Raw genomic sequence first — 13,917 nt, 5'->3', positions numbered from 1 at the left:
CAGAAGTCATAACATATTTTTATAATACATAGATTTTTGAATTTTTTCTATTCATTCCATCATTTTATTACGGAGGGATTATTCATGTCTGTATTTACACCAGAAGAAATTACGGAACTTGCTGCGAATTCAGGAAGGAAAAAAGCTCATTTATCATTGCTCCCTATGCTAATTCTTGGTTTTTTTGGTGGTGCTTTTATCGCATTAGGGTATTTACTCGATATTCATGTTATTGGGACAATGCCAAAATATTGGGGATCATTTTCTAGTTTTCTAGGCGCTGCTGTATTCCCTGTTGGTCTTATTCTCGTTATTCTTGCAGGCGGTGAACTAGTAACTGGTAACATGATGACAGTTTCTATGGCCTGGCTCCAAAAGAAAATTACTTTATTTTATTTCATACGAAATTTAGTTATTGTTACATTTAGCAATTTCATAGGAGCTGTATTCGTAGCCTATTTTTTCGGTCATATCGTCGGCTTAACTGAAGGAGCTTTTTTAGCGAAAACTATTTCTATCGCTCAAGCGAAACTACAAGATACACCATTGCAAGCATTTATTTCTGCAATCGGATGTAATTGGCTCGTTTGTTTAGCTGTTTGGCTCAGTATGGGAAGTAAAGAATTTATCGGAAAGATTATCGGTATTTGGTTCCCAGTTATGACTTTTGTTGCAATTGGATTTCAACACGTTGTAGCCAATATGTTTGTCATCCCAGCTGCAATTTTTGCCGGTCATTTAACTTGGATCGAATATTTTCCAAACTTCATTTTTGTTTTCTTCGGAAATTTAGTAGGAGGTATGTTATTTGTAGCACTACCTTACTTCATATCTTATAATAAGAAACTACCTTCTCATCAAGAGAAGACTGAAATGAAGAACAAATCTCTGTCCGCTTAAATGGAATGTCTATAAAATGTCCTAAAAAATATTACAAATTTCATTTTTTTTGCGAATATATGTACGTACACTTGTTCTCGAATGTTTTATACGTTATAATAACAACTTAAATAGCATTATTTACATATGAGGTGAAAAACATGAACAAAACAGAATTAATTAAAAACGTAGCACAAAATGCTGAGATTTCTCAAAAAGAAGCTACTGTAGTTGTACAAACTGTAGTAGAATCAATCACTAACACTTTAGCTGCTGGTGAAAAAGTACAACTTATCGGATTCGGTACATTCGAAGTTCGTGAAAGAGCTGCTCGTACAGGCCGTAACCCACAAACTGGTGAAGAAATGCAAATCGCAGCTTCTAAAGTACCTGCTTTCAAAGCTGGTAAAGAACTAAAAGAAGCTGTAAAATAATGAAAAATATCCTTCTCATTTATGAGAAGGATATTTTTTTCATAACATAATTAATAAAAATCTGACCATTATGCTGTTTCTTTTGTTCCTTTATGCAAATAAAACCTTTACTTTCAAAGAAAGGTTTTGCTGTAATACTCGCTTCTGTATAGATTTCCCTATGCCCTAGGTTCACTGCTTCTTTTTCTAACTTCTGTAATATGGATGAGGCTATCCTTTTCCCTTGATAATATTTATGTGTAAATAAACGATCTACGTAATGATCCTCATTATAATCTCCAAATCCGACTATCACACCATTATGATCCGCTACATAACTAATATTCTTTTCTAAAGACTTTAACCAGCTTTCTCTATCTAGTCGATCTGGTGCCCATGCCTGTAGCTGTAACTCATTATAATCTTTTGCATTAACCGTATGAACTGTTTCATAGAACAATTGTAATACTTGATTTAAATCTTCTTTCTGAAATGTTCTAATTATAATATCTTTTAACATATATAAGTCTCCTTACCAAACTACCTCTTAACTTTTCTACTACATACGATTCAATAATTCTTCTTTATTATATCGTTTTAATTTCTATACGAACAAAAAAACAATACTTATTCAAAGTATTGTTCTTTAATTCTATTCAATTACTTAATGTAACTTTTTAAGATTTTAATTTAACTCTTTGTAATCGTAATGCATTTAATACAACGGATACAGAACTAAATGCCATCGCTGCTCCAGCAACCCAAGGGGCTAAGAAGCCTAATGCCGCAATTGGAATTCCTAACGCGTTATAAGCTAATGCCCAGAATAAATTTTGTTTAATATTTCTTATCGTCATTTTACTCATAAAGATCGCATCAGCAATACTATTTAAATCACCGCGGATTAACGTTATATCCGCTGCTTCCATCGCTACATCCGTTCCCGTTCCAATTGCCATACCAATGTTCGCTGTAGCAAGAGCAGGAGCATCATTTATCCCATCTCCAACCATCGCTACTTTCTTACCATTTGCTTGCAGTTTTTTCACTTCTTCTGCTTTTCCTTCTGGCAATACTTCTGCAATTACGTGATCAATACCAACTTGCTTTGCAATCGCCTGAGCAGTTTGTGTATTATCTCCTGTAATCATCACAACGTCTAGACCCATTTTTTTCAGTCTTGCGATAGCTGCTTTTGAAGTATCTTTCACAGTATCTGCAACGGCAACTATACCAGCATATTCTTTATCGATTGCAATAAGCATTGCTGTTTTTCCTTCTTGTTCTAGCTCTTCCATTGATTTTGAAACTTCTTCAATATCAATATTGAATTTCTTCATTAATCGACGTGTGCCAATTAATAATTGTTTTCCTTCTACGACTGATTCGATACCGAATCCAGGAATCGCTTCAAACGTCTCTGAACTTGGAATATCAATTTTCTTTTCTTTAATTCCTTCCACAATCGCTTCTGCAAGTGGGTGTTCAGAATTTTTTTCTGCCGCACCTACTAAACGTAGTATTTCTTCTTCATGGAATCCATCTGCTACAATTATATCTGTTAACACAGGCTTTCCGTTTGTCACAGTACCTGTTTTATCTAGAATAACTGTATCTAATCGGTGCGTTGCTTCTAAATGCTCTCCACCTTTAAATAAAATACCATACTCAGCCGATCTTCCTGATCCTGCCATAATAGATGTAGGCGTTGCAAGACCTAATGCACATGGACAAGCGATAACAAGTACTGCTATCATTTTCTCAAGTGCTCCGCCAAAATCACCAGGTGTAACAAATATCATCCATACTGCAAATGTGATAATCGCAATCACAACTACAACCGGTACAAAAATACCTGAAATTTGATCCGCTACCCTTTGAATAGGAGCTTTTGAACCTTGTGCCTCTTCTACTACTTTAATGATTTGAGCTAATGCAGTATCTCTGCCTACTTTAGTTGCTTTCACTTTTAAAAAACCATTTTTATTTATTGTCGAACCTATTACTACATCCCCAATTGACTTATCAACAGGAATACTTTCACCCGTTAACATCGATTCATCAATCGCTGATTTTCCTTCTACAATCTCACCATCTACTGGTATTTTTTCACCAGGCTTTACATAGACGATATCACCAGCTACTACTTCTTCAATCAAAATTTTTATTTCTGTTCCATCTCGCACAACTGTAGCTGTCTTCGCTTGTAAACCCATCAATTTTTTAATTGCTTCTGATGAGCGCCCTTTTGCTTTCGCTTCAAATAGTTTACCTAAAATAATTAATGTAATAAGTACCGCACTCGTTTCAAAATATAAATCTGTCATATGTTCCGAAGAACCAATAGATTGAATACTTAAATATACACTATAGAAGTACGCGGCCGACGTTCCAAGCGCCACGAGAACATCCATATTAGCACTTTTATTGCGTAACGCTTTATAAGCCCCAACATAAAACTGTCCACCAATGATAAATTGAACAGGAGTTGCAAGTGCTAGTTGCACCCAAGGGTTCATTAACATATCCGGTAAATAAATAAATGACGTAAATGAGAAATGACTAACCATTGCCCACAATAATGGGAAAGATAAAATAAACGAAATAATAAACTTCTTCTTTTGTCTTTCAATTTCTTGTAATCGATGATCAGTTGATGCATCTTGATCATCTGGTTTCACTTCTAATTTATATCCTAGCTTCGTAATCGCGCTCTTCATTTCATTTACATTAACTTCATCAGGATTAAAGTCTACTGTGGCTGATTCTAAAGCAAAATTTACTGTCGCCTTGTTCACACCATCTAACTTATTTAAACGCTTTTCAACTCTATTTGCACATGCTGCACATGTCATTCCTGAAACAGTAAATTCAGCTTTATCACTTACAATTCCATATCCTAATGATTCAACTTTTTCTTTAAATTGTTGCGGATTTGTTTTAGTTGGATCGTACATTATTTTTGTTTTTTCAAGCGCAAAATTTACATTTGCCTCATGAACACCTTCTACTTTTTTTAGACCTTTTTCAATTCTATTTGCACATGCCGCACATGTCATTCCTGATATTTGAAGATTGGCCTCTTTTTTTTCATTCATGTCTCTCACCTCTATATACCCTTATGAGGTATAATTATTAGCAAAATAAATCGTACTTCATTTAAAGTACGATTTATTTCCATATCTAAAAATAATTATTGAACATCGTATCCTTGATCTTCGATTACAGCAACGATATCTTTTAATGTTACAGCAGACGAGTCGATAGTAACTTCAACAGTTCCTTCTGCTAATTGAACCTTCACTTGTTCAACACCGTTTAGCTCTTTCACACTGCTTTCGATAGCATTTACACAATGTCCACAAGACATACCTTCAACTTGTAATGTTAACTGTTCCATTTAAAATCCTCCTCTTGTTTATTAATTGTTTGTTAATCACAATTATATTTTACCATACCCCCCTAAGGTAATCAATGGTTTTGTATCATGATTTTTCAATTATTTTCTAAAAGTTTATTTTACACACACTTTTTCACTACAATACACCCAAATCCAATATGAGGGTAAACAAAAAAACAAGCCAGTTAAATACTAGCTTGTTTTTACGCTTTTGAAAAACGTTCAAATACTGTCATTAATTCTTCAATTGCTTCGTCACCATTTCCATTTTTAATAGCTCCTGAAACACAATGACTCGTATGATTTTTGAGAACGCCCATTCCTACTTTTTTCATCGCTGCATTAATCGCTGAAATTTGCACTAAAATATCTACGCAATAACGATCATTTTCAATCATGTTTTGAATACCGCGGACCTGTCCTTCAATTCTCTTTAATCTATTTATAATCTGTTCTTTTTCTTTTTCTGATCTATGTGTTACTGCTTCATGCTCTTTATGATCCATATTATCACCTTCTTAAAGTTTCTCTTCATCCAATAAAACAATTGTTTTTTATGAGTATACCAATTATAGCATTAAATATCTACGCATGATACCCCATAAGAGTATATTTACACTTTATGATTATTCTTAACAACTCATTAGCTTCTTAATCTCAATTTTCAGTATACCCTTTCCTTTTTGTCAAAAAATCATTATATCTCTCATCAAAATTCAATAAAGTGAAACAAGAATAAGCGGGGATTACCCGCCCCCGCTTATTCTTCGTCTATAATGTTTAAATTTAAATTTTCAGATATTTAATCCGAGAATTTTTCTTTCCATATATAATTATTGCTGATCACATACTTTTGTATCATTCACTACTGAAGTTCCTTCAACGGTTACCGTATGAAAACAGTCATTTACTCGAACTGTCACAACATTATCTTGCCGATCAATGATATGATATTCATTAAAATTTTTATTTAGAGCACTGCGAATTTGTTCTCCTTCATAAATTGGAATGCCATGCGATAAAACCCAAATAAGTCCAGCGATAGCAAGAATAGTTTTCATACGATCTACCTCCTTGGGAATATAGTGAACTTTTAATCCATGCTTTTTCAACTCTACGAATCATGATTGAAATAAACCAAGCCTTTTTGGAAATAAGTTCATTTCGTCTATTTTATGTTTATGCTAATTGTGACCGATTTGTGACAACTTTTTGTCTCTTTAGACGAAAAGTTGAAACAAAACTTTCGAAAAGGACAATTCTACATATTAAAAAAGGTTATGGAATGTTTTATCCATAACCTTTTTTCCTATACGTAACTAATAAACCTCAATCCTTTACTTAAAGACGTCGGCACAACAGATGCATGATTCTCCCCTTCAGCTTCATAAAACTTAAATTTAAGTTTATCGTGGTTTACTTGGAGAAGGCGCTCTGATAATTCATTTGCACCTACAACCATATGCTCTCGTTCAAGTGATCCAACTGTAAGGAACACTCCTGTTTCAAACTTAGCATTGTTTAATTCAATTATAAGGTTCTCTTCTTTTTCAAGAACGGATTTATTATTCCACCATATAGATGGACTACTAATAAAATAATTTTGAAAAGCATTCAAGTTTGTAAATAGTATATGCAAAGCGAATAGGCCACCTAAAGAATGCCCAAATAAAGTTTGCTTACCTTTATCAATCTCAAAATTCTTTTCAATTTGTGGTTTCAGTTCTTCTTCAATAAAAGTAAAGAAATTATGTGCTCCTCCTGTTTTAGGCCACGGTTTACCGTCTGGTTTTAAAGGGGCATCTTTTGAAATTACGCTAGGCGTAAAATCATAGCACCTTTCTTCCCCTGAAAATGCGCCTTCAATTGGATAACCCACTCCTACTATAATAGCTGGTGAAACACCGGTTTTTTCCGCTCTTACTGATTGTATTTTAACTGCTTCATGAAATGTTTGAAAAAAGGCATTGCCATCTAATACGTAAATGACAGGATATCCTGAATCCGGTGCTGGTTGCCTCGGCTTTGAAATATGAATTTGATATTCCTTACCTTCTAATTTTGAATACATTTTCCACTGCTCTGTATTAGATGTTATAATCTGCTGTTTTTCAACTGTAGTATTCACCCTATCCCCCCCTTTTTAACTTGTTACATATATTTCGATTTTTTCTTCTTGAGATACAACGCTATCATAACCGAAACAAACAGGAGCCCCGTTATACGGATCAATCATGACACGTGCATCAATATGAAATACTTCTTTTAACACTTCATTTGTAATGATTTCTTCTGGGCTACCAGTTGTAACAATTTCTCCTTCCTTCATTGCAATAATTTCATCTGAAAACCTTGATGCATGGTTAATATCATGTAATACCATAACAACCGTACAATTATGTTCTTTATTTAACTTCTCCACAATTTGTAATACATCTAATTGATGAGACATATCAAGGTATGTAGTTGGCTCATCTAATAGCAACACTTCTGTTTCTTGTGCTAATGCCATCGCTAGCCATACCTTTTGTCTTTGGCCACCTGATAAATTTGCAATTTGTCTCGTTCGAAATTCAGAAGTTTTCGTTATATCTAATGCCCAATCAATCATTTCTTTATCTTTTGTCGTTAACTTATTTACGTTATTTCGATGTGGATAGCGTCCATAAGAAATTAATTCTTCCACTTTAAGTTCACCTGGTGCAATTGGAGTTTGCGGGAGTAAAGCTAACTGCTTCGCAATTTCTTTCGTTGGAATTGTATGTAAATCTTGCCCTTGTAAATATACTTTTCCGCTTTTTTGTTTTAAAATTCTTCCCATTGTTTTTAACAATGTCGATTTACCGCAACCGTTTGGACCTATAATTGTCGTTACTTTTCCTTCTTGTATTTCCACATTTAAATCGCGAAACACTGTAAGCTTTTCATAACTTGTTTCTAAATTTTTTGCACTTAAAATACTCACTTTTATTCCTCCTCTTACGCTTTCGCCTTATAAAGTAAATATAAGAAATATGGTACACCGACAATAGAAATAACGATTCCAACTGGTAGCTCTACAGGTGTGAAAACTGTTTTCGCAATAAAGTCTGAAGCAATTACAAGAAACATTCCGATTACGCCGCACGTAGGAATTATATACTTATGTTGAATACCGACAAGCCTTTTCGCAATATGCGGTGCCATTAAGCCAATAAAACCGATACTCCCTGAAACAGCAACACATGCGCTCACAAGCCCGATACTACTTAATAGTAAAATCGATTTCTCTCTTTCTACTGAAACACCTAAACTTGTAATACTAGTTTCTTCCAATTGAAATAAATCTAATAAATAAGCTTTCTTTTGTATAAGCGGAATTAAGATAATAAGCCATGGTAACATAGCCACAATATACTTCCAGTTCGCACTATATATGCTTCCAGACACCCACACTGCGGCCATTTCAAAATCAGTTGACTTCATTTTGAGTGATAAATACATAGAAAAGGCTCCAAATCCTGATCCAATTGCAATTCCTGTTAATAAAAGTCGCTGCGAATCTAATTTACCGTTTTTCCAAGAAAACAGATAAATGATGATAGCTGCACCTAATCCGCCTACTAAACCAAACATTGGCATCATCATAATAGAAACCCAGTCTGTGCTTTTTAATTGCCCTTGAAAGAAAAACATAAAAATGACGATCGCTGTTCCTGCTCCGGCATTTACTCCTAAAATACCTGGGTCCGCCAATCCATTTCTCGTAATCCCTTGAATAACAGCACCCGCAACACCAAGACCTAATCCTACTAATCCAGCAATTACGATACGCGGAAGACGAAACTCAAAAATAACTAAATCATGTTCTGATACTGGATCAATTCTAAACAGTGTTTTAAATACATCTGTAATAGTAATGTCGAACGTACCATTTGTTAAACTAATATAAATAGCACATAGTATTAAAAATATAATAATCCCCATCGTCATTCCGAAACGTTGACTTGAACTTTTAAGCATGTCTCTCTCCTCCTCTAGTACGGATTAAATAGAGGAAGAAAGGAATTCCAATTAAGGAGGTAACGACTCCAATAGGTGTTTCAAATGGATAGTTTACAAATCTACTCAAAACGTCACATAACGCTAAGAAAACGCCACCAATAACACCTGCACATGGCAAAATCCACTTATAATCTACCCCAATTATAAAGCGGGTAATGTGCGGAATAATTAAACCTACAAAACCAACTTTCCCCACTAAAGCAACTGCTGTTCCTGTTAAGAAAATTACCGATAAAATTGCCATCGCTTTAACTAGTTTTGTACGTTGCCCTAAATTAATAGAAACCTCTTCGCCTAATGAAAGAATGGTAATAGATTTTGATATTAACAGTGCTAAAATTATTCCAATTATCCCAAACGGTATCGTGATTTTAATGATATTAGGATCTACTTGATCTAACTTTGCATTAAACCAAAAACTAACATTTTGAGAAATTTGGAAATACGAAGCCATTGCAGCCGATACACTACTTAAAAATGTTCCAATAACTGTTCCTATAATCGCTAACCTAACTGGTGATAAGCCATTTTGAAGGAGCGAACCAAAACCAAACACGATACCGGCGCCTAGTGCAGAACCAATCATTGAACATAAAACCATACCAATTGATGACATTCCCGGAAGAAAAATCATGCTAAGTGTAATAACAAAGGCAGCGCCATCCGTCACACCCATAATAGAAGGGGATGCAAGATAGTTTCTTGTCATCCCCTGCATAAGTGCTCCTGATATGGCTAGAAATGCTCCGACTAAAAGAGCTGCAACTACCCTTGGTAAACGTGAAGTAATAATAATATTATGGTTTACATCGCTTGAATCAAAATGAAATAATGCGTTCCACACTGTTTCAGCGTCAATACTTTTTGCCCCATACAAAATCGAAAGTATAATTGTAAATAAGATGAGTATGGGTGCTATACATAATATAGTTACTGGTACTGCATTTGTTTTCTGCATATCATTCAACGCACCTTACTTATTGTATTATTTAGATAAATTTTTCACGGCTTCTTTTAAGAATGCTGTTTTACTCCAAGCTGTACCACCTTGTGCCATTGGGTCTACAACATTTACAAATACTTTCTTTTCTTTCGCAGCGTTCATACTTTGCCAAATTGGATTATTTTCAATGTCTTCTAACACTTTCGGTTTATTATTTTCACTTGCCTCGTATTGTAAGAAGATATAATCAGGATTAACTTCAGCTAATTTTTCTAAAGAAATTTTTTCTTGTGCTTTTACCGTTTTAAGTTGTTCTGGAGCAGTTAGTCCAAGATCTTTATAAATTACAGGGTTAAAGTATACTCCTTCTGGGTATAGGAATAAGTCATTTGCTCTTAGTCTAATGACAAGTACTTTTTTATCTTTTAACTTATCTCCTAGTTTTGCTTTTGCTTTTTCAGCGTCCGAATTGTAGTCTTTAATAATTTTTTCTGCTTTATCTTTTTTACCAGTTAATTCTCCCATTAACTTTAAGTTATCTTCCCAATTTGTTGAAACGTGTGATACCGGGAATGTAGGAGCTACTTTCGTAAACTTTTCAGCTGTTTCTGCTGGGAATTTCGTACTTGATGTAATAACGTCTGGTTTTAATTGAAGTAATGTTTCGAAATTTGGTTCCATTTTCTCACCAACAGATTTCGCACCTTCTAAATCTTTCTCAAGATACTTCGGTAATTTACCACCAACAGTAATGGCACCAACTGGTTTAATTCCAAGTACTGCCGCATCTTCCATTGACTCTAAACTAGCTGTCGCAATTTTATCTACTTTTGCTGGCACTGTATATTCTTTACCTAAATATGTAATTTTTCGTTTTTCATCTTTTTTCGTTTCCGTAGCTTTTGTCTGTTGTTTTTGCTCGCCTGAAGTTTTATCCGCACTATTACATGCCGCTAAACCTACACTTAAAACTGTAACCATCCCTAATGTAAATAACTTTTTATTCATCTTTATATATCTCCTCTCGAATTTTCCAAACTATATTCTCAATAAAACTTAACTATATGAAACTTGTCTTACATATATATTTCATTAGATTAATAATTCTATCCAGAACTCATTCTCGTTCACTTCCCCTAAGCTATAATTCTTTTATACCTCATCCATTGATAATATTTTTCATTGATAATGATTATCGTTACTAAGTATATATTTAATATGCAATTATTTCAAGAAAGATTTGAAAAATTTTAACAAACTGAATTAAAAAAGAAGTATCCGCCTAATGTTAGATGGATACTTCTTTTTTTAGAAATTTATATGTAATTCAACTGGACAATGGTCAGATCCCATTACTTCACTATTAATTTTCGCTTCTGTTATTTGGTCTTTCATTCTTTCCGAAACAACAAAATAATCTAAACGCCATCCGATATTTTTCGCTCTCGCGCCCATACGATACGACCACCACGAGTATGCACCTTCTTGATCAGGATAAAGGTAACGATATGTATCAACAAACCCTTCTTCTAAAATACATGAAAATTTCTCTCGTTCCTCATCAGAGAATCCAGGGTTTTTACGATTACTTTTTGGATTTTTCAAATCGATTTCTTTATGAGCAACATTTAAATCTCCACAAAAAATAACTGGTTTTTTCTCATCTAATCGTTTGATATAGGACCTGAAATCATCTTCCCATTTCATTCTGTAATCTAATCGTTCTAATCCACGTTTTGAATTTGGTGTATATAACGTTATCATGTAAAAATCTTCGAATTCTAAAGTAATAAGTCGTCCTTCTTGATCATGCTCTTCAATGCCTAAACCATATGTAACTGAAAGCGGTTCTTTTTTTGAAAAAATAGCCGTTCCTGAATATCCTTTTTTCACAGCATAATTCCAGTATGTATAATATCCCTCTAGATTTAAATCAATTTGCCCTTCTTGTAATTTAATCTCTTGTAGACAAAATATGTCAGCACTTGATTCCTCAAGATATTCCAAAAATCCATCTTTTGCGATAACAGCTCGCAAACCATTTACATTCCATGAAATTAACTTCATTTATAGTCCTCCTCTTGATGTTTATTTCCAAATTTCATGCTATCACAAAATAGAAAACAATCATATTTTCACCTTTGTAATCTTGCTCTTACATTTATGAATACATACATACGCACTTTATTCAGGTTATACTAATTTCAGAGGTGATGTTCTATGCACAAGGAAGGAGTTACATTAACAAATGAGTTTTGGCAAGCAATTATTCATAATGATTCTTCCTATGATAGCAAATTCTTTTATGCTGTGAAATCAACTGGAATCTTTTGCAGACCATCATGCAAATCAAGAATACCGAATAGAAACAATGTACGAATTTTTCATCATGCAGAGCAAGCATTAAGTGAAAACTTTCGCCCGTGCAAACGTTGTAAGCCAAACGGGATCACTTTACCTAATGAAGAGTGGGTAGAACAAATTAAAGACTATATCGAAAAGCATTATGACGAATCCTTAACTCTCGACATGCTTGCGGAAATGTGTCACGGTAGCCCTTTTCATTTACAGCGTACTTTCAAAAGAATAATAGGGCTAACTCCTATAGAATATATACAACAATTGAGGGTTCTTAAAGCAACCGAATACCTTTTACACACAAATCAATCTATTAAAGAAATTAGTACTGCTGTCGGGATAGAAAACCCAGAGTATTTCGCAACTTTATTTAAAAAGAAAACCGGATTTACTCCTACTGAATATCGAAAAAAGAACGAAATGAAAGAGGGATACGATAATGAATTCCTACAAAAATAATTATATATATTGGACGCTACTTACACATGAAAATTGGCGATTTCATATTGCTGCAACTGAAAATGGACTATGCTTCATTGGATCACAAGAAGAAAACTTTGAAGAATTAAATATATGGGCTAGAAAAAAACTGCCCCAACATATATTGATCCATAGTCCAGATTACTTGCTAATATATGCGAAAGAAGTTATCGAGCATTTAGAAAACAAGCGAGAAACTTTCACATTTCCTATCGATGCTTATGGAACTAATTTTCAATTATCTGTTTGGAATGCGGTACGTGAAATTCCTTATGGAAAGACATATTCTTATACAGAAATTGCTGAAAGAATTCAAAAACCTAAAGCTGTGCGCGCCGTTGCTTCTGCTATTGCTGCTAACCCTCTTCTTATTACAATTCCTTGTCACCGCGTTATTGGGAGGAATGGGAAACTAACCGGATTTAGGGGTGGATTAGAAATGAAGAAAAAATTGCTTACATTAGAAAAGGTGCAGGTGGAATTCATATGACAGCAGAATATAATAGCGCATTATCTGTAGCAGTTCCGAAAGAATTTTGTTTTCAAGAAAATTTACGCTATCTATCACGTTCGAACAATGAATGTATGTTCCATATTGAAGACAACAAAATTTATAAAGTTATCCCTGTTCAAGATGTAAATCCTTTAGTTGAAATTAGTGTAAATACAGATGGAAATATTCAAATACGTTGTTTAGAAGAACCATATACATCTGAAAAATCGATACGTGAAGCTGTAGTTAACTATGTAAAAGAATGGTTTGATTTAACTACTGATTTAGCCCCATTTTATACATTAGCTGAACATGATTTACTCCTTCAAGGACCAATTGAACAATATTATGGCCTTCGTACTTTAGGCATTCCAGACTTATTTGAGGCACTTTCCTGGGGAATTATCGGTCAACAAATTAACCTAACATATGCTTATACGCTAAAAAGGAGATTAGTTGAGCAATTTGGAAGTTATGTAGAATGGGACGGTAGAAAACATTGGATATTCCCATCACCTGAAACAATTGCAAATCTACATGTAGAAAATCTTCAACAATTAAAAATGACGACTAGAAAATGTGAATATTTAATCGGTATTGCGAAGCTTATTACAGAGAGAAAATTATCAAAAGAGGATTTACTGCAAACACAAGATGTAAAGGTTGCTGAGAAACAATTAACTGCTATCCATGGTATAGGACCATGGACTGCCAACTATGTTTTAATGCGTTGTTTAAGATTTCCTTCGGCTTTTCCAATTGATGATGTTGGTCTGCATAATGCAATTAAATTTATAACAGGTTCCGAAAATAAACCGACAAAAAATGAAATAAAAGATTTCGCGGCAAACTGGGCTAATTGGGAGTCTTATGCGACTTTTTATTTGTGGCGAGTACTATATTAAAA

16 protein-coding genes are annotated in these 13,917 nt (G+C 34.1%); 5 read left to right on the top strand and 11 right to left on the bottom strand.

Features of this window, described 5'->3' with window-relative positions; genetic code table 11:
- Positions 1-84: 84 nt before the first annotated feature.
- Positions 85-900 carry a formate/nitrite transporter family protein gene (locus AC1Q8L_RS13920; protein WP_000110543.1) on the top strand — a complete coding sequence of 272 codons (816 nt, stop codon included), beginning with the start codon at positions 85-87 and terminating at the stop codon, positions 898-900.
- A gap of 140 nt (positions 901-1,040) precedes the next feature.
- Positions 1,041-1,313, top strand: a complete 273-nt coding sequence (locus tag AC1Q8L_RS13915; RefSeq protein WP_001043904.1) for an HU family DNA-binding protein — start codon at positions 1,041-1,043, stop codon at positions 1,311-1,313.
- A gap of 19 nt (positions 1,314-1,332) precedes the next feature.
- On the opposite strand, the gene AC1Q8L_RS13910 is transcribed toward AC1Q8L_RS13915, so the two are convergent.
- The 11 genes from AC1Q8L_RS13910 to AC1Q8L_RS13860 form a co-directional block, all read right to left on the bottom strand.
- Positions 1,333-1,812 carry a GNAT family N-acetyltransferase gene (locus AC1Q8L_RS13910; RefSeq protein ID WP_000910164.1) on the bottom strand — a complete coding sequence of 160 codons (480 nt, stop codon included), beginning with the start codon at positions 1,810-1,812 and terminating at the stop codon, positions 1,333-1,335.
- Between the two features lie 157 nt (positions 1,813-1,969).
- Positions 1,970-4,390, bottom strand: a complete 2,421-nt coding sequence (locus AC1Q8L_RS13905) for a heavy metal translocating P-type ATPase (protein WP_098311689.1) — start codon at positions 4,388-4,390, stop codon at positions 1,970-1,972.
- 95 nt (positions 4,391-4,485) lie between these two features.
- Positions 4,486-4,692: a copper chaperone CopZ gene (gene copZ / locus AC1Q8L_RS13900; protein ID WP_000436973.1), complete on the bottom strand. Its 207-nt coding sequence runs from the start codon at positions 4,690-4,692 to the stop codon at positions 4,486-4,488.
- Between the two features lie 203 nt (positions 4,693-4,895).
- Positions 4,896-5,198 carry a metal-sensing transcriptional repressor gene (locus tag AC1Q8L_RS13895; RefSeq protein WP_000349637.1) on the bottom strand — a complete coding sequence of 101 codons (303 nt, stop codon included), beginning with the start codon at positions 5,196-5,198 and terminating at the stop codon, positions 4,896-4,898.
- A 327-nt stretch (positions 5,199-5,525) separates the two neighbouring features.
- Positions 5,526-5,753: a hypothetical protein gene (locus AC1Q8L_RS13890; RefSeq protein ID WP_000849103.1), complete on the bottom strand. Its 228-nt coding sequence runs from the start codon at positions 5,751-5,753 to the stop codon at positions 5,526-5,528.
- Between the two features lie 248 nt (positions 5,754-6,001).
- A complete protein-coding gene (locus AC1Q8L_RS13885; protein ID WP_001098701.1) occupies positions 6,002-6,820 on the bottom strand; it encodes an alpha/beta hydrolase in 819 nt (272 codons plus the stop codon).
- A 15-nt stretch (positions 6,821-6,835) separates the two neighbouring features.
- The gene (locus AC1Q8L_RS13880) at positions 6,836-7,657 is read right to left on the bottom strand and encodes an ABC transporter ATP-binding protein (protein ID WP_000025766.1); all 822 of its coding nucleotides are present in this window, start codon (positions 7,655-7,657) and stop codon (positions 6,836-6,838) included.
- Positions 7,658-7,671: 14 nt separating this feature from the next.
- Positions 7,672-8,694: a FecCD family ABC transporter permease gene (locus AC1Q8L_RS13875; RefSeq protein WP_000920452.1), complete on the bottom strand. Its 1,023-nt coding sequence runs from the start codon at positions 8,692-8,694 to the stop codon at positions 7,672-7,674.
- Positions 8,687-9,694: a FecCD family ABC transporter permease gene (locus tag AC1Q8L_RS13870; RefSeq protein ID WP_001173040.1), complete on the bottom strand. Its 1,008-nt coding sequence runs from the start codon at positions 9,692-9,694 to the stop codon at positions 8,687-8,689. Before AC1Q8L_RS13870 ends, AC1Q8L_RS13875 begins: the two co-directional genes overlap by 8 nt.
- Positions 9,695-9,721: 27 nt before the next feature.
- Positions 9,722-10,687, bottom strand: a complete 966-nt coding sequence (locus AC1Q8L_RS13865; RefSeq protein WP_001035498.1) for an iron-hydroxamate ABC transporter substrate-binding protein — start codon at positions 10,685-10,687, stop codon at positions 9,722-9,724.
- A gap of 300 nt (positions 10,688-10,987) precedes the next feature.
- On the bottom strand, positions 10,988-11,746 hold the full coding sequence (locus AC1Q8L_RS13860; protein WP_000767597.1) for an exodeoxyribonuclease III: 759 nt from the start codon (positions 11,744-11,746) through the stop codon (positions 10,988-10,990).
- Positions 11,747-11,899: 153 nt separating this feature from the next.
- Here AC1Q8L_RS13860 and AC1Q8L_RS13855 point away from each other — a divergent pair, with 153 nt between their 5' ends.
- Genes AC1Q8L_RS13855 through AC1Q8L_RS13845 form a run of 3 tightly spaced genes read left to right on the top strand, consistent with a single transcriptional unit; the run spans position 11,900 to position 13,915 of the window.
- Entirely contained in the window at positions 11,900-12,496 is a 597-nt protein-coding gene (locus AC1Q8L_RS13855; protein ID WP_000548600.1) for a bifunctional transcriptional activator/DNA repair enzyme AdaA, read from the top strand.
- Positions 12,477-13,007: a methylated-DNA--[protein]-cysteine S-methyltransferase gene (locus AC1Q8L_RS13850; protein ID WP_001089831.1), complete on the top strand. Its 531-nt coding sequence runs from the start codon at positions 12,477-12,479 to the stop codon at positions 13,005-13,007. The genes AC1Q8L_RS13855 and AC1Q8L_RS13850 overlap by 20 nt, the downstream gene beginning before the upstream one ends.
- The gene (locus AC1Q8L_RS13845; RefSeq protein WP_000123518.1) at positions 13,004-13,915 is read left to right on the top strand and encodes a DNA-3-methyladenine glycosylase 2; all 912 of its coding nucleotides are present in this window, start codon (positions 13,004-13,006) and stop codon (positions 13,913-13,915) included. Before AC1Q8L_RS13850 ends, AC1Q8L_RS13845 begins: the two co-directional genes overlap by 4 nt.
- Positions 13,916-13,917 lie beyond the last annotated feature (2 nt).

The organism is Bacillus sp. GW823-FHT06A11 (assembly GCF_058795355.1).
Note: the sequence above shows the minus strand (reverse complement) of the source record. Positions and strands in the feature narration are given on the sequence as shown.

Excerpts from the sequence above, each read along its gene's own strand:
- AC1Q8L_RS13910 (WP_000910164.1), bottom strand. The coding sequence starts at position 1,812 with ATGTTAAAAGATATTATAATTAGAACATTTCAGAAAGAAGATTTAAAT.
- AC1Q8L_RS13905 (WP_098311689.1), bottom strand. The coding sequence starts at position 4,390 with ATGAATGAAAAAAAAGAGGCCAATCTTCAAATATCAGGAATGACATGT.
- AC1Q8L_RS13845 (WP_000123518.1), top strand. The coding sequence starts at position 13,004 with ATGACAGCAGAATATAATAGCGCATTATCTGTAGCAGTTCCGAAAGAA.
- AC1Q8L_RS13875 (WP_000920452.1), bottom strand. The coding sequence starts at position 8,694 with ATGCTTAAAAGTTCAAGTCAACGTTTCGGAATGACGATGGGGATTATT.
- AC1Q8L_RS13870 (WP_001173040.1), bottom strand. The coding sequence starts at position 9,694 with ATGCAGAAAACAAATGCAGTACCAGTAACTATATTATGTATAGCACCC.
- AC1Q8L_RS13850 (WP_001089831.1), top strand. The coding sequence starts at position 12,477 with ATGAATTCCTACAAAAATAATTATATATATTGGACGCTACTTACACAT.
- AC1Q8L_RS13855 (WP_000548600.1), top strand. The coding sequence starts at position 11,900 with ATGCACAAGGAAGGAGTTACATTAACAAATGAGTTTTGGCAAGCAATT.
- AC1Q8L_RS13890 (WP_000849103.1), bottom strand. The coding sequence starts at position 5,753 with ATGAAAACTATTCTTGCTATCGCTGGACTTATTTGGGTTTTATCGCAT.
- AC1Q8L_RS13920 (WP_000110543.1), top strand. The coding sequence starts at position 85 with ATGTCTGTATTTACACCAGAAGAAATTACGGAACTTGCTGCGAATTCA.
- AC1Q8L_RS13860 (WP_000767597.1), bottom strand. The coding sequence starts at position 11,746 with ATGAAGTTAATTTCATGGAATGTAAATGGTTTGCGAGCTGTTATCGCA.
- AC1Q8L_RS13865 (WP_001035498.1), bottom strand. The coding sequence starts at position 10,687 with ATGAATAAAAAGTTATTTACATTAGGGATGGTTACAGTTTTAAGTGTA.
- copZ (WP_000436973.1), bottom strand. The coding sequence starts at position 4,692 with ATGGAACAGTTAACATTACAAGTTGAAGGTATGTCTTGTGGACATTGT.
- AC1Q8L_RS13915 (WP_001043904.1), top strand. The coding sequence starts at position 1,041 with ATGAACAAAACAGAATTAATTAAAAACGTAGCACAAAATGCTGAGATT.
- AC1Q8L_RS13895 (WP_000349637.1), bottom strand. The coding sequence starts at position 5,198 with ATGGATCATAAAGAGCATGAAGCAGTAACACATAGATCAGAAAAAGAA.